General features: G+C 57.6%; 18 protein-coding genes. 16 read left to right on the top strand and 2 right to left on the bottom strand.

The features are described from left to right. Positions 1-152: 152 nt before the first annotated feature. Positions 153-398, bottom strand: a complete 246-nt coding sequence (gene tusA / locus L2I46_RS10260) for a sulfurtransferase TusA (RefSeq protein ID WP_002920858.1) — start codon at positions 396-398, stop codon at positions 153-155. 206 nt (positions 399-604) lie between these two features. On the opposite strand from tusA, the gene L2I46_RS10255 reads away from it, so the two are divergent. Both L2I46_RS10255 and L2I46_RS10250 read left to right on the top strand, forming a co-directional pair. After that, complete coding sequence (locus tag L2I46_RS10255; protein ID WP_023291236.1) at positions 605-1,270, top strand: 7-cyano-7-deazaguanine/7-aminomethyl-7-deazaguanine transporter; 666 nt, start codon at positions 605-607, stop codon at positions 1,268-1,270. A 73-nt stretch (positions 1,271-1,343) separates the two neighbouring features. After that, positions 1,344-1,901 carry a DcrB family lipoprotein gene (locus tag L2I46_RS10250; RefSeq protein ID WP_023291237.1) on the top strand — a complete coding sequence of 186 codons (558 nt, stop codon included), beginning with the start codon at positions 1,344-1,346 and terminating at the stop codon, positions 1,899-1,901. Here L2I46_RS10250 and L2I46_RS10245 read toward each other — a convergent pair whose 3' ends face one another. Beyond that, complete coding sequence (locus tag L2I46_RS10245) at positions 1,902-3,122, bottom strand: MFS transporter (RefSeq protein ID WP_023291238.1); 1,221 nt, start codon at positions 3,120-3,122, stop codon at positions 1,902-1,904. 405 nt (positions 3,123-3,527) lie between these two features. Between L2I46_RS10245 and L2I46_RS10240 the strand changes: the two genes are divergently transcribed. The 14 genes from L2I46_RS10240 to L2I46_RS10175 all read left to right on the top strand — a co-directional run bounded on the left by L2I46_RS10240 (position 3,528) and on the right by L2I46_RS10175 (position 14,955). Then, on the top strand, positions 3,528-3,923 hold the full coding sequence (locus tag L2I46_RS10240) for an LptM family lipoprotein (RefSeq protein ID WP_023291239.1): 396 nt from the start codon (positions 3,528-3,530) through the stop codon (positions 3,921-3,923). Between the two features lie 62 nt (positions 3,924-3,985). After that, the gene (locus L2I46_RS10235) at positions 3,986-5,047 is read left to right on the top strand and encodes a methyltransferase (RefSeq protein WP_032454260.1); all 1,062 of its coding nucleotides are present in this window, start codon (positions 3,986-3,988) and stop codon (positions 5,045-5,047) included. Positions 5,048-5,067: 20 nt separating this feature from the next. After that, positions 5,068-5,790: a beta-ketoacyl synthase chain length factor gene (locus L2I46_RS10230; protein WP_065883184.1), complete on the top strand. Its 723-nt coding sequence runs from the start codon at positions 5,068-5,070 to the stop codon at positions 5,788-5,790. Continuing rightward, positions 5,769-6,602, top strand: coding sequence for a lysophospholipid acyltransferase family protein (locus tag L2I46_RS10225; protein WP_171879206.1), 834 nt, complete (start codon positions 5,769-5,771; stop codon positions 6,600-6,602). The genes L2I46_RS10230 and L2I46_RS10225 overlap by 22 nt, the downstream gene beginning before the upstream one ends. Next, entirely contained in the window at positions 6,583-6,840 is a 258-nt protein-coding gene (locus tag L2I46_RS10220) for a phosphopantetheine-binding protein (RefSeq protein ID WP_023291243.1), read from the top strand. The genes L2I46_RS10225 and L2I46_RS10220 overlap by 20 nt, the downstream gene beginning before the upstream one ends. 11 nt (positions 6,841-6,851) lie before the next feature. Further along, entirely contained in the window at positions 6,852-7,103 is a 252-nt protein-coding gene (locus L2I46_RS10215; RefSeq protein ID WP_023291244.1) for an acyl carrier protein, read from the top strand. Positions 7,104-7,109: 6 nt separating this feature from the next. After that, positions 7,110-7,691, top strand: coding sequence for a hypothetical protein (locus L2I46_RS10210; protein ID WP_023291245.1), 582 nt, complete (start codon positions 7,110-7,112; stop codon positions 7,689-7,691). After that, entirely contained in the window at positions 7,688-9,037 is a 1,350-nt protein-coding gene (locus L2I46_RS10205; RefSeq protein ID WP_236947823.1) for an AMP-binding protein, read from the top strand. The genes L2I46_RS10210 and L2I46_RS10205 overlap by 4 nt, the downstream gene beginning before the upstream one ends. Beyond that, the gene (locus L2I46_RS10200; protein WP_023291247.1) at positions 9,024-9,377 is read left to right on the top strand and encodes an ApeI family dehydratase; all 354 of its coding nucleotides are present in this window, start codon (positions 9,024-9,026) and stop codon (positions 9,375-9,377) included. The genes L2I46_RS10205 and L2I46_RS10200 overlap by 14 nt, the downstream gene beginning before the upstream one ends. Beyond that, positions 9,368-11,059, top strand: coding sequence for a glycosyltransferase family 2 protein (locus tag L2I46_RS10195; RefSeq protein WP_044524982.1), 1,692 nt, complete (start codon positions 9,368-9,370; stop codon positions 11,057-11,059). The genes L2I46_RS10200 and L2I46_RS10195 overlap by 10 nt, the downstream gene beginning before the upstream one ends. A 3-nt stretch (positions 11,060-11,062) precedes the next feature. Next, entirely contained in the window at positions 11,063-11,485 is a 423-nt protein-coding gene (locus L2I46_RS10190; protein WP_032454265.1) for an acyl-CoA thioesterase, read from the top strand. Next, positions 11,482-12,087 (top strand): LolA family protein, encoded by a 606-nt coding sequence (locus L2I46_RS10185; RefSeq protein WP_023291250.1) that lies wholly within the window; start codon positions 11,482-11,484, stop codon positions 12,085-12,087. Before L2I46_RS10190 ends, L2I46_RS10185 begins: the two co-directional genes overlap by 4 nt. Continuing rightward, a complete protein-coding gene (locus L2I46_RS10180; protein WP_236947822.1) occupies positions 12,056-14,374 on the top strand; it encodes an MMPL family transporter in 2,319 nt (772 codons plus the stop codon). The genes L2I46_RS10185 and L2I46_RS10180 overlap by 32 nt, the downstream gene beginning before the upstream one ends. Then, positions 14,371-14,955, top strand: a complete 585-nt coding sequence (locus L2I46_RS10175; protein WP_023291252.1) for a DUF3261 domain-containing protein — start codon at positions 14,371-14,373, stop codon at positions 14,953-14,955. The genes L2I46_RS10180 and L2I46_RS10175 overlap by 4 nt, the downstream gene beginning before the upstream one ends.

Here is a 14,955-nt window from a genome sequence, read left to right as displayed (position 1 = left end):
GGGCTACGGTTCCAGACCGTCGGGTAGCCCGGATAAGGCGCTACGCGCCGCTATCCGGGGTATTCCCTGCTCGCGCTGCGCTTAGCAGGGCTACGATTCCGGACCGTCGGGTAGCCCGGATAAGGCGCTACGCGCCGCCATCCGGGAGAGGCTCAGTGGCTTTTGCGGATCAGGTAGCGGTACGGCAGAGCTTCGGTTTCCTGGGCCACCAGCTCATGCTCCATAAAGCGGCAGAATCCCGGGATATCGCGGGTGGTGGCCGGATCGTCAGCAATAATCAGCAGCGTCTCGCCGACGGGCATTGTCCGCACGGTTTTACGCACCATCATGACCGGCTCCGGGCAGCGCAGTCCCAGGGCATCCAGAGTGTGGTCTGGAGTGGAGAAAAGTTCGCTCATTTTAGTCTCACATCAACAAAACGGCCCTAGTTTACCCCCAGCTCGCCAGTACGCAAGCCAGGTTAACGTTTGCGCGAAAAACAACCATTGCATTACGCCGGCAACGCAGTATCATGCAGCCGTTTTTCATTGGGTTCCCTCACCCCAACGTTCCGCTGCCGATTGCTCATTTACCTGAAGCATGACGGGCATAAAAAGGTCACAATATGAATCCGTTTACTACCGTACAGCGCAAAAAAGCGCTCGTCTGGCTTTCGCTATTTCATCTGCTGGTGATCACCTCCAGCAACTATCTGGTTCAGCTACCGATCTCCATCTTTGGTTTCCATACCACCTGGGGGGCGTTCAGTTTTCCGTTTATCTTCCTCGCCACCGATCTGACGGTGCGAATTTTTGGCGCACCGCTGGCGCGACGCATTATTTTTGCTGTGATGGTCCCGGCGCTGGTCATCTCCTACGCCATCTCCGCCCTGTTTTACATGGGCGAGTGGCAGGGTTTCGCGGCGCTGGGCACCTTTAATCTCTTCGTCGCGCGTATCGCCATCGCCAGCTTTATGGCCTATGCGCTGGGGCAGATCCTCGACGTCCACGTCTTCAACCGCCTGCGGCAGAGCCGCCGCTGGTGGCTGGCCCCCACCGCCTCGACGCTGTTCGGCAACATCAGCGATACCGTGGCGTTCTTCTTCATCGCCTTCTGGCGCAGCCCGGATCCGTTTATGGCCGCCCACTGGGGGGAAATCGCCCTCGTCGACTACAGCTTTAAAGTGCTTATCAGCATCATTTTCTTCCTGCCGATGTACGGCGTACTGTTAAATATGCTGTTGAAAAGGCTGGCGGATAAATCTGATTTGTCGGCATTGCAGCCGAGTTAAAGGTACTCGCGGGCTGATGTGTTAAGATAGCCGGATGAGCCATTAGTGGCCGTTTATCGAAAGGAAGATGTCAATGCGCAATTTGGTTAAATATGTCGGTATTGGCCTGCTGGTGATGGGGCTTGCCGCCTGCGATAACAGCGATTCAAAAGCGCCAACCGTTGGGGCAGCAGCGGAGAGCAACACCAGCGGCCAGGCGATCAGCCTGCTGGATGGCAAACTGAGCTTCACCCTGCCTGCGGGCATGGCCGACCAGAGCGGCAAACTGGGTACTCAGGCGAACAACATGCACGTCTATTCTGACGCCACCGGCCAGAAAGCAGTCATCGTCATCGTCGGCGACAGCACCAATGAAGACCTGGCGGTGCTGGCGAAACGCCTGGAAGATCAGCAGCGTAGCCGTGACCCACAGCTGCAGGTTGTGAGCAATAAATCGCTGGAGATCAAAGGTCACACCCTGCAGCAGCTGGACAGCATCATCTCCGCCAAGGGGCAGACCGCCTGGTCTTCCGTGCTCCTCGGCAAAGTGGATGACAAACTGCTGACCCTGCAGGTCACCCTGCCGGCGGACAACCAGCAGCAGGCGCAGACCGAAGCGGAAAGCATCATCAGCACCCTCACCATCCAGTAATTACTGGCCTGGTGCGACGGCCTCCGGTTCGCTGACCGGAGGCCGTTTTTTTAACCGCCAGCCCAGCAGCAGCGCCGCCATCACCAGACCTGCCGCCGCCAGATATATCACCGGGATCCCGGTCCACGCCATCAGCAAGCCGGCCAGCGGCCCGGTGACGCCTAACGACAAATCCATAAACACGGTATAGGTGGCCAGCGCCGACCCCTGGTTATGCTGCGGCACCGCTTTCACCGCCACCACGCCCAGCGCCGGAAAGACCAGTGAGAACCCGGCCCCGGTAAGAAAGGTGCCGATTTTCGCCAGCAGCGGCGTATCGGCAAAGCCGACCAGCAGCAGGCCGATGATCTCCACGCTAAAGCAGAGCATCGCCACGTTCAGCCCGCCGAGGCGGTTAATGGCATTGGGAAACAGCAGCCGCGCGCCAACGAACGCGCAGCTGAACAGCGTCAGGGCGAAGGCCGCCCCGTCCCAGCCTTTGGCGTCATAAAACAGCGTGATAAAGGTGGCGATAACCCCGAAACCGGCGGAGGCCAGGGCCAGCGCCATGCCGTAGGGCCACACCCGCCCGAGCACCGCGCGAAACGACATTGCTTTGCCTTTCGCCGCCTTCACCGCTGCGCGGGGCAGCGCGCAGAGGATAGCCACCAGCGCAACCGCCATAATGACCCCGGCCAGGCCGCTGAGGCCAATTTGCGAATAGCACAGCACGCCGAGCGGGGCGCCCATCGCCATCGCCCCGTAGGTCACAATGCCGTTCCATGAGATCACCCGCCCGATATGCAGCGACCCAACAACGCCGACGCCCCACAGCGTCGAGCCGGTGCCGGCAAAGCTCTGGCCGATGCCGAGAATGACCCGCCCGAGGCATAGCAGCAGCAGGCTAACCAGCGGCCAGCCGCTGCTCCAGGCGGCCAGCAGATAGCTCAGACCGCTTAAAAAGCAGCCGCAGAGGCCGAAGACGACAATCTTTTTGGGCCCCAGCAGGTCAGCGTAGCGCCCGGCGTGCGGGCGGCTGAGCAGCGTGGCGAAATATTGCAGACTAATCACCAGGCCAGCCCAGAAAGCGCTAAAGCCCATTACATCATGCACATAGCCAGGAAGTACCGCCAGCGGCAAGCCGATGGTGAGGTAGCTGGCAAAGTTAAAAATAACCACGGAGACAATCCGCAGATTGAGGCGCAGTCCATTGAGCGCCGGTTCGGCGACGGGTTCGGGCATCAGGTTCCACCAGATTTGTACTATACAGAGCCACTATTACCACGACTTCTGTTGAAAAGCAGCCTTCCGATGGCAATAACCTCAGCGGCGCCATCGCCGCGCTCATCAGCATAAATCGCCGCGACGATTATTCGACTTTCCTTAATGGAAGGATATATACACATTAATAATTATCGCTATTGCCTGAGCAGGGTTAAATTACTTATACTTCCTCACGGCTCTGATAGCGTCTCATTGTTTATCATGATGTTAATATTTCAATAACATCATATTTCCCCCTCCGGCCTGTTTTAATACAGATGAACATATTGCCTGACAGAACAACCACAGCATATCAGCCTATATAAAAGTTTCTTACGTGGCATAAGTTAATGCCAGTAGCCAATATATTGACATGGAGTATTCATGAAAAAAATTATTCACTGGATGATTGCCGCTACGGTTGTCGGTGCGCTCGCCGGTTGCGCACGGACAGCCCCTATTGAACAGGTCAATGCGATAGTGAGCGCCGGCCATACGGAAGCGCAGGTCAAGGATGCCATTATCAAAGCAGGTGCTCAGCGCCAATGGATTATGTCTGACGCGGGCCCTGGCGTCATAAAAGGTAAATTGCAAAATCGCGACCATGTCGCGGATATTAAAATTAACTACTCCGCAACAAGTTATTCTATTGTCTATGTGAGTAGCATTAATCTCATGGCCGCCAACGGAAAAATTCATAGAAACTATAACCGCTGGGTACACAACCTCGATAAAGATATTCAGGTTACGCTGGCAGCAAACACCGCTCTGCAACAATAAATATACATACGGGTCACTACTGACCCGTTTCGCCGATTATTTGTAATAAGGTTGTACCGAACGTGTACCAAAAGGATTCTCTCAGCGCACTTGATGCCATTACTGAAGCGCAGCGTATTGCTTTTGCCCCCATGCTCTTTCAAACCGCATTATGTCTACGCAACTCAGGTATTCTGGGTTATCTGGACCAACAAGGTAAACGCGGTGCAACGTTTGCAGCCATCAGTGAAATTTTCGACGGAAAAGAATATGCCGTTAGCGTTTTGCTCGATATGGGATTAAGCGGTCGTATCCTGACCTATAAAGAGGAACGCTACCACCTCTCTAAAATAGGACATTTCTTACTTCATGATCCGATGACGCGAGTAAATATGGATTTTACTCAAGACGTTTGTTATCAAGGATTATTCTTTCTGGAAAATGCGCTCCAGGAGGGAAAGCCTTCAGGATTAAAAGTTTTTGGTGAGTGGCCAACGATTTACCCTGCCTTGTCACAGCTACCACCCGCGGCGCGCAAAAGCTGGTTTGCCTTCGACCATTACTATTCCGATGGCGCCTTCACTGCAGCGCTGCCCTATGTATTCGCCAGCCAGCCCGCAAGGCTGTACGATGTAGGCGGTAATACCGGGAAATGGGCGCTACGCTGTTGCCAGTACGATGAAAATATCGCGGTCACGTTATTAGATTTACCGCAACAAATTGCACTGGCACGGGAAAATATAGAAAATGCTGGCCTTGCCCATCGCATCGATTTTCATGCTGTGGATATGCTGAGTGACGCCCCCCTACCCGGAGAAGCGGATATCTGGTGGATGAGTCAGTTCCTGGACTGTTTCTCGCCAGAACAAATCATCACCATACTCAGTAACGTGGCACAGGTCATGAAACCTGGCGCCCGCCTGTACATTCTGGAATTGTTCTGGGATGCGCAGAAATTTGAAGCAGCATCATTTAGTCTGAATGCGTCTTCACTCTATTTTACCTGTATGGCCAACGGCAACAGCCGTTTCTACAGCGTAGAGAAGTTTTACCGCTATCTTGAAATGGCGGGGTTCGAAGTAGAACAGCGTCACGATAATTTAGGCGTTGGGCATACCTTGTTGATATGCCACAAGAATAATTGATTGATCGCGGATGCGAGTGGATGACATTTTCATTTAACATTGTTGATTGGCAGGCCTTCGCGCCTGGCGTCAGTGGCCCCGAGCAATGGCAACGGTGGTCACAGCATTTGCACGCCATCGATCCCGCCGCGGCGCCACCCAAACTCAGCGAATTGCCGATGATGACCGCACGCCGACTCAGCTCGGGAAGTAAGCTGGCTGTGGAATGCGGTCTGGCTATGCTCCGTCGCCATGAAATCGATGCCGTTCTTTATACCAGCCGTCACGGCGAACTGGAGCGCAACTATCGGATCCTCCATGCGCTGGCTATGGAGCAAGCGATCTCGCCGACCGATTTCGCCTTATCGGTGCATAATTCCGCCGTGGGTAATCTGACGATTGCTGCAAAAAAAGCGATTATGTCGTCATCCCTTTCTGCCGGGCGCGATACGTTTCAGCAGGGATTATACGAAGTGATGGGCCTGCTACAGGCGGGTTATCAGCGCGTGTTGATGGTTGATTTCGACGGTTTTCTCCCTGAGTTTTACCACGCTCAGTTGCCGTCAGGTATCACCACCTGGCCCTATGCGGCAGCCTGGGTGATTGAGCCCGGTCGCCAGTGGCAATGCCACGCCCAGCCTCATGCAGCCGTTGCTGAAAGTCCATTACCGCAAAGTTTACTGTTCTTGCAGTACTATTTGCAGAATGCCTGCACGTTCACGCTTCCCGGCGATCGCGTGCAATGGCAATGGAGCCGCGCATGAAGCCGTTTTTCCACCGGCTTAATCGGCTCTGGCGCGCAGCGATGACCGGTTTCTGCTTCGCACTGTTTGGCATTGGCGGCCTGCTGCTCTCGCTCATCTGGTTTAATCTGCTGCTGGTTTTGGTACGTAATAAAACCCGCCGACGCCGTATCGCGCGGCGCAGCATTTCCGTTAGCTTTCGCGTATTCCTCAGCGTGGTGAAAAGCGTCGGCGTTCTCGATTACCGTATCGATGGCCGCGATATTTTGCGCGCGGAGCGCGGTTGCCTGGTGGTCGCCAATCACCCCAGCCTTATTGACTACGTGATGCTGGCGTCGGTGATGCCGGAGACCGACTGCATGGTAAAAAGCGCGCTGCTGAAAAATCCATTCGTCAGCGGCGTGATCCGCGCCGCCGATTATCTGATTAACGATCAGGCCGATGCCCTGCTGCCGGCAAGCCGGCAGCGTTTACAGCAAGGCGATACGATTTTGATTTTCCCTGAAGGCACGCGCACCGTGCCGGGGAAAAAAATGCAGCTACAGCGGGGGGCGGCTAATATCGCGGTACGCTGTGGCAGCGATTTACGCATTGTCGTCATCCGCTGTACCGAGCATATGCTGGGTAAACAAAGCAAATGGTACGACGCGCCGCCAACTAAGCCGCGGTTTACCGTCGAGGTTGGAGAACGGCTGCCAATACATCAGTTTTATGATGCCAATAAACAAGAACCGGCGCTGGCCGCAAGACAGTTGAACCGTCATATTTTGCTTAAATTAGAAACAGGCACTCTCCCTGAAACAGGAATGAATGATGCAAGCGCTCTATCTTGAAATTAAAAATCTGATCATCAGTACATTGAACCTGGACGAGCTGTCCGCTGATGATATCGACACCGACGCCGCGCTTTTTGGCGATGGTCTGGGTCTGGACTCAATTGATGCGCTGGAGCTGGGTCTGGCGGTGAAAAATCAGTACGGCGTGGTGCTGTCGGCTGAAAGTGAAGAGATGCGTCAGCATTTCTACTCTGTCGCCACGCTGGCGGCATTTATTCAAGCACAGCGCGCCTGAGGAGAGTGGTTATGAATGAACAACAAGCCATTTACGAAGAAATCTCCGCGCTGCTGGTGAACGTGTTTGAAATCGATCCGCAGGATATTACGCCTGAGGCCCGCCTGTACGAAGATCTCGAACTGGACAGTATCGACGCCATCGACATGATCGTCCATCTGCAAAAGAAAATTGGTAAGAAAATCAAGCCAGAAGAGTTCAAAACTGTCCGCACCGTGCAGGATGTGGTCGATGCGGTAGAACGCCTGTTCAAAGAAGAATAATTCACCGTGTCGGGCATTCGCTCACTGCCAGTTGTGCCATTGCTGACGGGCATATTGCTGCTGGCCTGGCCGTTTATCATCTGGTTCGGCCTCGCGCATAACAGCCTGCAAGGGTTGTTACCGCTCATGGCGCTGATGTTGTTTTTACGCTTTCGTCAGACCCGGCGACGGGCGGGAGCGCTGAGCGTGGTCACTCAGATTGTGGCGGTGGCCGGCATGACGCTGTGTATTGCCAGCTACCTGCTGAAAACCCATCAGTTACTGCTATTTTACCCGGTGGTGGTGAACAGCGTGATGCTGGCGGTGTTTGGCGGTTCGCTATGGTCCACGATGCCGATAATCGAGCGTCTGGCGCGACTGCGTGAACCGGATCTTCCGGAGCGGGCTGTACGCTATACCCGGCGCGTCACCCAAATCTGGTGCGCCTTTTTCATCATTAACGGTGGCATTGCGCTTTTTACCGCGCTGTATGGCGATCTGTCCCTGTGGACGGCGTGGAACGGCATGATTTCCTATCTGCTGATGGGCACGCTCATGGCCGGCGAGTGGCTGGTGCGCCAGCGGGTGATAAAACGAGATAAACCATGAAGCAGCCTCTCCCGTTGGACCAGTGGCTCAGCGCCGCGCGTTCGCCGGAAACGCCGATCGCCTGGCAGGACACGCACCTCTGGACGCTTGCACATCTGCGCCATGATGTCGCCCACCTGCTCACGCACTTGCGTCAGCAGCCAGCCATGCGCTGGGCGTTGTGCATTGAAAATAGCTACTTGTTTATCGTCGCTCTGCTGGCAACCCTGCATGCCGGCAAAACGCCGGTCCTTCCCGGCCACGGCCGTATTTCGCTGTTAAATGAGCAGAAGGCGCTGTTTGACGGCATCCTCAGCGATAAAGCGCTGGCATGGGATGGCGCGCTGGTGATTGTCGAGTCCACGATGACGGTAACGAGCGGCCAGATGCATTTTCCCGCGCCAGGCAAAGAGGCTTGCATTGAGTTATTCACCTCCGGTTCCACCGGTCAACCGAAGCGAATTTGCAAACCGATCGGATCGCTCGACCGCGAGGCGGCGCTGTTATCCGCCTGCTATGCCGGGGGTCTGGCAGGCTGTCGGGTGGTGGCATCCGTAGCGCCGCAGCATCTGTATGGCCTGACGTTTCGACTGTTCTTGCCAATGGCGTTGGGTTTACCGCTTCACGCGGACATGCTGGAGTACACCGAGCAGTTAACGGCGTTAAGCCGGAAGCATCGCTATCTGTTTATTAGTAGTCCGGCCTTCCTCAAACGTCTCGACCACCGGCTTACCCCTCCGCCGATCGAAATGATCGTGTCCGCAGGCGGCAAGCTGCTTTGGCAGGATGCCGTGCAAACCGCCCGCTGGTGCAATACCTGGCCGGATGAAATTTACGGCAGTACGGAAAGCGGCGTCATCGCCTGCCGCCAGCGCGTGCAGGATGAGGCGCCATGGCAACCGTTTCCCGGCATCCGCTTTCAGCCAGAAGGCGATGCGTTCCGCCTCTTTTCTCCGCTTATTACCGATAACCGCGGCCAGCTGCTCGAGGATATTTTGCATTTTCGCGAGAGTGGCCACTTCCATTTGGCAGGCCGTCGGGATCGCGTGGTCAAAATTGAAGAGAAGCGCATATCGCTGAGCGAAGTGGAGCAGCGCCTGCTGGAACTTGAAGGCATCATTGATGCCGCCGTGTTACCCATCACCCGCGGCAGCCGTCAGAGTATTGGCGTATTGCTGGTGCTGGATAACCATGCCCGCCAGCGCTGGGGAAAAAGCCAGGAGACTCATTGGCGAAAAGCACTGCGCCCTCTGCTGGAACCGGTCGCCATTCCCCGCTACTGGCGGGTTATCGACGAGATCCCCGTCAATAGTATGAACAAGCGTGTCTACGCGGAGTTACAGGAGTTATTTCATGCAGCCCCATGAAATTGAGCGCCGTCAGCCACAAGCCGATCGGGTTGAAATCATTTTATCGGTGGATCCGGCGTTATTCTGGTTTCGCGGCCACTTTGCCGTTCAGCCCTTGTTGCCAGGCGTCGCGCAGATTGACTGGGCGATGCATTACGCCACCACCTTGCTGGCGCCCGGTTGGCGCTTTCACGATATTCACAATGTGAAATTCCAGTCGCCGCTCCTGCCGGGGGCGATCGTGACGCTCACTCTTAGCTGGCAGGAGGCGCGTCAGCTCATCACCTTCAGCTATCAGCGCCACGATGGCGAAACACGACATACCGCCAGCAGCGGGAAGATTCGCTTATGTCGCTAACCTTTTCCCCCTGCGTGGTGATCCCGTGCTATAACCACGGCGCGATGATGTCGCGGGTGCTGGCGCGCCTGCAGCCGTTTGATCTTCCCTGTATCGTGGTGGACGACGGCAGCGACAGTCGCACACAGCTGGAGCTGGAGCGACTGGCGCTGGAAACCCCGGATCTGACGTTGATCCGCTTACCGCAGAACGCCGGAAAAGGCGCCGCGGTCATCTGCGGATTACAGGCCGCAGCGCAAGCCGGGTTCAGCCACGCGGTGCAGGTCGATGCCGATGGACAGCACGCCATCGAAGATATTCCGCAGCTGCTGGCGCTGGCGCAGAAGCATCCCGAGGCGCTGATCTCCGGCCAGCCGGTTTACGACGACTCAATCCCGCGCTCGCGCCTGTACGGACGCTGGATCACCCACGTCTGGGTATGGATTGAAACGCTATCGCTGCAGCTAAAAGACAGCATGTGCGGCTTTCGCGTCTATCCGCTGGCGCCGACGCTGCAGCTGGCTAAGCGCGTGCCCCTCGGCAAGCGAATGGATTTTGATACCGAAGTGATGGTGCGCCTCTACTGGCAGGGGAACACCAGCTACTTTGTCCCGACCCGTGTGACCTATCCGCCGGACGGTTTGTCGCATTTCGATGCCCTCAGAGATAACTGCCGCATCTCGCTGATGCATACCCGACTGTTCCTCGGCATGTTGCCGCGGATCCCCTCGCTGCTGTTTCGCCGCGCTTCGCCGCACTGGGCGCGCCAGAAGGAGGTCAAAGGCTTATGGGGCATGCGCCTGATGCTGTTGGTGTGGCGGCTGTTGGGACGACACGCGTTTTCGCTGCTGCTCTACCCGGTGGTCGGCGTCTACTGGCTAACGGCCAGCACCGCGCGCCGCGCTTCACAAAACTGGCTTACCCGCGTGCGCGACCAGTTAGCCGCTCGTCAGCTGCCGGAGCCGGGCGAACTCAGTAGCTATCGTCACTTCCTGCGCTTTGGCAACGCGATGCTGGATAAAATCGCCAGCTGGCGCGGCGAACTGCAGTTTGGTCGCGATGTGGTGTTTGCCGCAGGTGCCGAAGAGACGCTCAATATCGACGATCCGCGCGGCAAACTACTGCTGGCCTCACATCTCGGCGATGTTGAAGCCTGCCGTGCGCTGGCGCAGCTGCAGGGCAGCAAGACCATCAACGCGCTGGTGTTCAGCGACAATGCCCAACGCTTTAAGCAGATTATGGCGGAGATGGCCCCGCAGGCCGGACTCAACCTGCTGCCGGTCACCGATATCGGCCCGGAGACCGCCATGCTGCTACAGGAAAAACTGGATCGCGGAGAATGGATCGCCATTGTCGGCGATCGTATTGCGGTCAATCCGCAGCGCGGCGGCGAGTGGCGCGTCTGCTGGAGCCGTTTTATGGGGCAACCGGCCCCCTTCCCGCAGGGGCCCTTTATCCTCGCGGCTATTTTGCGCTGCCCGGTCAATTTGATGTTCGCTCTGCGTCAGCAGGGCAAGCTGCGCATTTACTGTGAGCCGTTCGCTGACCCGCTGCCGCTGCCGCGCGCCAATCGCCAGCAGGCACTGCAACATATCATCGATCGCTACGCCGAACGGCTGGAATATTACGCGCTGCAGTCGCCGCTCGACTGGTTTAACTTTTTCGATTTCTGGCGTTTGCCGGAGCCCAAAGATAAGGAGTAAAGGGTGCTTAACGATCCCCGTTTTACTGCTGAAGTAGAGCTAACCATTCCCTTTCACGACGTCGATATGATGGGCGTCGTCTGGCATGGCAACTATTTCCGCTACTTCGAAATTGCCCGCGAGGCGCTGCTTAACCAGTTCAACTACGGCTACCGGCAGATGAAAGCCTCCGGCTATCTGTGGCCGGTGGTGGATACCCGCGTGAAGTACCGGGACGTTATCACCTTCGAGCAGCGTATTCGCGTCCGCGCGCGTCTGGAAGAGTTCGAAAACCGCCTGCGCATTGGCTATGAAATTTTTGCCGCCGAGAGCGGCAAACGCACCACCACCGGCTACACCATCCAGGTCGCGGTGGACGAAAAAAGCGGCGAGATGTGTTTTGTCAGCCCGCAAGTTCTGTTTGAACGCATGGGGGTCACGCCATGAGATTGCTGCTGTTGGTGGGACTGTTCATCAGTCCGTTGGTCAGCGCGCTGACGCTCGATGACCTGCAAAAACAATTTAGCGAACAGCCGGTGGTGCGCGCCCACTTCGATCAAACCCGCACCATAAAGGATCTTCCGCAGCCGCTGCGATCCCAGGGGCGGATGTTGATCGCCCGCGACCAGGGCTTGCTGTGGGATCAAACCTCACCGTTCCCGATGCAACTGCTGCTGGATGACAAACGGATGGTGCAGGCGATTAACGGCCAGCCGCCGCAGACCGTCACCGCCGAAAACAACCCGCAGATGTTCCAGTTCAACCATCTGCTGCGCGCGCTGTTCCAGGCCGATCGTAACGTGCTGGAGGAGAACTTCCGCGTGGAATTCGCCGATAAAGGCGACGGGCGATGGACGCTGCGCCTGACGCCTGTCACCACGCCGCTGGATAAGATTTTCGCCAGCATCGATCTCGCCGGAAAAACCTACCTGGAGCATATTCAACTCAACGATAAACAAGGCGATCGCACCGATATCGCCCTTTCCCAACATCAACTGACGCCAGCGCAACTGACCGATGACGAACGCCAACGCTTTGCCGCCCAGTAAACGTCCTGCGCTGATCTGGGGCGTCGTCTGCCTGATACTGGCGGGCGCGCTGCTGGCGCTGTTGCCGCAGGCCCGGCTCAACAGCAGCGTGCTGGCGATGCTGCCCAAACAGACGCTCGGCGCGATCCCCCCGGCGCTGAACGACGGCTTTATGCAGCGTCTGGATCGCCAGCTGGTCTGGCTGGTCAGCCCCGGTAAACAGGCCGACCCGCAGGTGGCTCGCGACTGGCTGCGGTTGCTGCAAACCTCAGACGCGCAGGCCGAGGTCAAAGGCCCAATGGATGCCGCCAGTCAGCAGGCCTGGGGAACGTTTTTCTGGCAACATCGCAATGCGTTAATCGACCCCGCCACCCGCGCGCGTCTGCAGGAGGGCGGCGAAGCGCAGGCCCAGTGGATCCTTTCGCAGCTCTATTCGGCGTTTTCCGGGGTCAGCGGTAAAGAGTTACAAAACGACCCGCTGATGCTGATGCGCGGCTCACAGCTGGCGATGGCGAATAGCGGCCAGCGGATGCAGCTGCAGGACGGGTGGCTGACCAGCAAAGACGCGCAAGGCAACGTCTGGTATCTGCTGCACGGCGAGCTGGCGGGTTCGTCGTTCGATATGCGACAGACGCACCGCCTGGTGACCACCCTCGCGCAGCTTGAAAAGGAATTAAAAGCGCGCCACCCGCAGGCGCAGCTGCTGTCGCGCGGCACCGTATTTTACAGTGATTACGCCAGCCAGCAGGCGAAGCGCGATATCTCCACTCTCGGCGCGGCCACCCTGTTCGGCGTCATCCTGTTGATCGTGGCCGTGTTCCGCTCGCTGCGTCCGCTGCTGTTATGCGCGATCTCTATCGCTATCGGCGCACTGGCCGGCACCGTTGCCACGCTGCTGCTGTTTGGCGAGCTGCATCTGATGACCCTGGTGATGAGCATGAGCATTATTGGCATTTCCGCAGATTACACGCTCTATTACCTGACCGAACGGATGGTCCATGGCGCAGCGGCTTCACCGTGGCAAAGCCTTGTTAAAGTACGGAAAGCGCTGCTGTTGGCGCTGCTTACCACCGTGGCGGCTTATTTAATCATGATGCTGGCCCCCTTCCCGGCCATTCGCCAGATGGCGCTATTTGCGGCCGTGGGGCTAAGCGCCTCATGCCTGACGGTGATTTTCTGGCAGCCATGGCTGTGCCATGGGCTCCCGGTGCGTCCCGTTCCAGCGATGGTGCTGATGTCGCGCTGGCTCGCGGCATGGCGGCGTAACAAAAAACTCGCCATCGGTCTGCCGGTGGTTCTGGCCATTTTCTCCCTGACGGGGCTCGCTCTCCTGCGGGTGGATGACGATATCTCACAGCTGCAGGCGCTACCGCAGAATATCCTCTCCCAGGAGCATGCCATCACCGCGCTCACTGGCCAAAGCGTCGATCAAAAGTGGTTCGTGGTTTACGGCGACACGGCGCAACAAACGCTGCAGCGGCTTGAAGCCTTTATGCCCGCACTGGCTAAAGCGCAAACCGACGGTATGCTTGGCGGGTATCGCGCCATTCCGCTCAATTCACTGGCCCGCCAGCAGCAGGATCTGGCCCTGCTGAAGCAGGCGGCGCCGGCCATCGGCCAGGCGCTGAATAACGCCGGACTCACCGCTGTTCACCCCGACCTGCGGCCGATGCCGGTGACAGTCGGCGACTGGCTTGCCAGTCCGGCCAGCGAAGGCTGGCGGCTGCTATGGCTGACGCTGCCGGATGGCGAAAGCGGCGTACTGGTGCCAGTGAGCGGGGTGAAAGATAGCGCGGTGCTGAAGGCGCTCAGCACAACCCAGACTGGCGTGGCGTGGGTCGATCGTAAAAGCGATTTCGACCAGCTTTTCGCGCTCTACCGTCATATTTTAACCGGGCTGCTGGGCGTTGCGCTGGCGGTGATTGCCTGCGGCGCCGCTATCCGCCTTGGCTGGCGCAAGGGCTTAATAAGCCTGGTGCCGTCGGTATTGTCGCTGGGATGCGGCCTGGGGGCGTTGGCGCTCATCGGCCACGCCGTTAACCTGTTCTCCTTACTGGCGCTGGTGCTGGTACTTGGGATTGGCATCAACTACACCCTGTTTTTCAGCAACCCGCGCGGCACGCCGCTGACATCGCTGCTGGCGGTTACCCTGGCGATGATGACCACCTTATTAACGCTTGGCATGCTGGTGTTTAGCGCCACCCAGGCCATCAGCAGCTTTGGCACTGTCCTGGTCAGCGGTATTTTCACCGCTTTCCTGCTGTCGCCGCTGGCGATGCCGAGCAAAAAAGAGAAAAAAAGACGATGAGAAGACCATCATTCTGGCGCGCCTTCGCGCTCTTCGCCGCCTTATTGCTGGCCGGCTGCAGTCATTCGCCGCCGGAGCCGCAAGGCCGTCCGCAGGCGTGGCTGGAGCCGGGTACGCGCGTCACGTTACCGCCGCCGGGCATCTCGCCGGCCATCAGTTCCCAGCAGTTATTGACCGGCCGCTTCAACGGCCAAACCCAGTCGCTGCTGGTGCTGCTCAATGCCGATGATAAAAAGCTCACGCTGGCGGGCCTGTCGTCCGTCGGTATCCGCCTGTTCCTGGTGACCTATGATCAACAAGGGCTGCGCGCGGAACAGTCGATGGTGATCCCGCAACTGCCGCCCGCCAGCCAGGTGCTGGCCGATGTGATGCTCAGCCACTGGCCGCTTAGCGCATGGCTGCCGCAGCTGCCGAAAGGCTGGACGCTAACCGACCGCGGCGACAAACGCGAACTGCGTAACGCGCGCGGAAAACTGGTCACCGACATCACCTATATCAACCGTAAAGGCAAGCGCGTGCCGATTAGCATCGAGCAGCACGTCTTTAAATACCACATCACCATTCAATACCTGGGTGACTGA

This window comes from Klebsiella sp. 2019SCSN059 (genome assembly GCF_021739525.1).
GTDB classification, from domain to species: Bacteria; Pseudomonadota; Gammaproteobacteria; order Enterobacterales; family Enterobacteriaceae; genus Klebsiella; species Klebsiella quasipneumoniae.
The sequence above is the reverse complement of the archived record's forward strand: the minus strand, read 5'-3'. Positions and strand labels throughout refer to the sequence as shown.

What these genes read in the sequence shown, in the direction of transcription:
- tusA (WP_002920858.1), bottom strand. Translation starts at nt 398, where the DNA reads ATGAGCGAACTTTTCTCCACTCCAGACCACACTCTGGATGCCCTGGGA.
- L2I46_RS10255 (WP_023291236.1), top strand. Translation starts at nt 605, where the DNA reads ATGAATCCGTTTACTACCGTACAGCGCAAAAAAGCGCTCGTCTGGCTT.
- L2I46_RS10250 (WP_023291237.1), top strand. Translation starts at nt 1,344, where the DNA reads ATGCGCAATTTGGTTAAATATGTCGGTATTGGCCTGCTGGTGATGGGG.
- L2I46_RS10245 (WP_023291238.1), bottom strand. Translation starts at nt 3,122, where the DNA reads ATGCCCGAACCCGTCGCCGAACCGGCGCTCAATGGACTGCGCCTCAAT.
- L2I46_RS10240 (WP_023291239.1), top strand. Translation starts at nt 3,528, where the DNA reads ATGAAAAAAATTATTCACTGGATGATTGCCGCTACGGTTGTCGGTGCG.
- L2I46_RS10230 (WP_065883184.1), top strand. Translation starts at nt 5,068, where the DNA reads ATGACATTTTCATTTAACATTGTTGATTGGCAGGCCTTCGCGCCTGGC.
- L2I46_RS10225 (WP_171879206.1), top strand. Translation starts at nt 5,769, where the DNA reads ATGGCAATGGAGCCGCGCATGAAGCCGTTTTTCCACCGGCTTAATCGG.
- L2I46_RS10220 (WP_023291243.1), top strand. Translation starts at nt 6,583, where the DNA reads ATGCAAGCGCTCTATCTTGAAATTAAAAATCTGATCATCAGTACATTG.
- L2I46_RS10215 (WP_023291244.1), top strand. Translation starts at nt 6,852, where the DNA reads ATGAATGAACAACAAGCCATTTACGAAGAAATCTCCGCGCTGCTGGTG.
- L2I46_RS10205 (WP_236947823.1), top strand. Translation starts at nt 7,688, where the DNA reads ATGAAGCAGCCTCTCCCGTTGGACCAGTGGCTCAGCGCCGCGCGTTCG.
- L2I46_RS10200 (WP_023291247.1), top strand. Translation starts at nt 9,024, where the DNA reads ATGCAGCCCCATGAAATTGAGCGCCGTCAGCCACAAGCCGATCGGGTT.
- L2I46_RS10195 (WP_044524982.1), top strand. Translation starts at nt 9,368, where the DNA reads ATGTCGCTAACCTTTTCCCCCTGCGTGGTGATCCCGTGCTATAACCAC.
- L2I46_RS10185 (WP_023291250.1), top strand. Translation starts at nt 11,482, where the DNA reads ATGAGATTGCTGCTGTTGGTGGGACTGTTCATCAGTCCGTTGGTCAGC.
- L2I46_RS10180 (WP_236947822.1), top strand. Translation starts at nt 12,056, where the DNA reads ATGACGAACGCCAACGCTTTGCCGCCCAGTAAACGTCCTGCGCTGATC.
- L2I46_RS10175 (WP_023291252.1), top strand. Translation starts at nt 14,371, where the DNA reads ATGAGAAGACCATCATTCTGGCGCGCCTTCGCGCTCTTCGCCGCCTTA.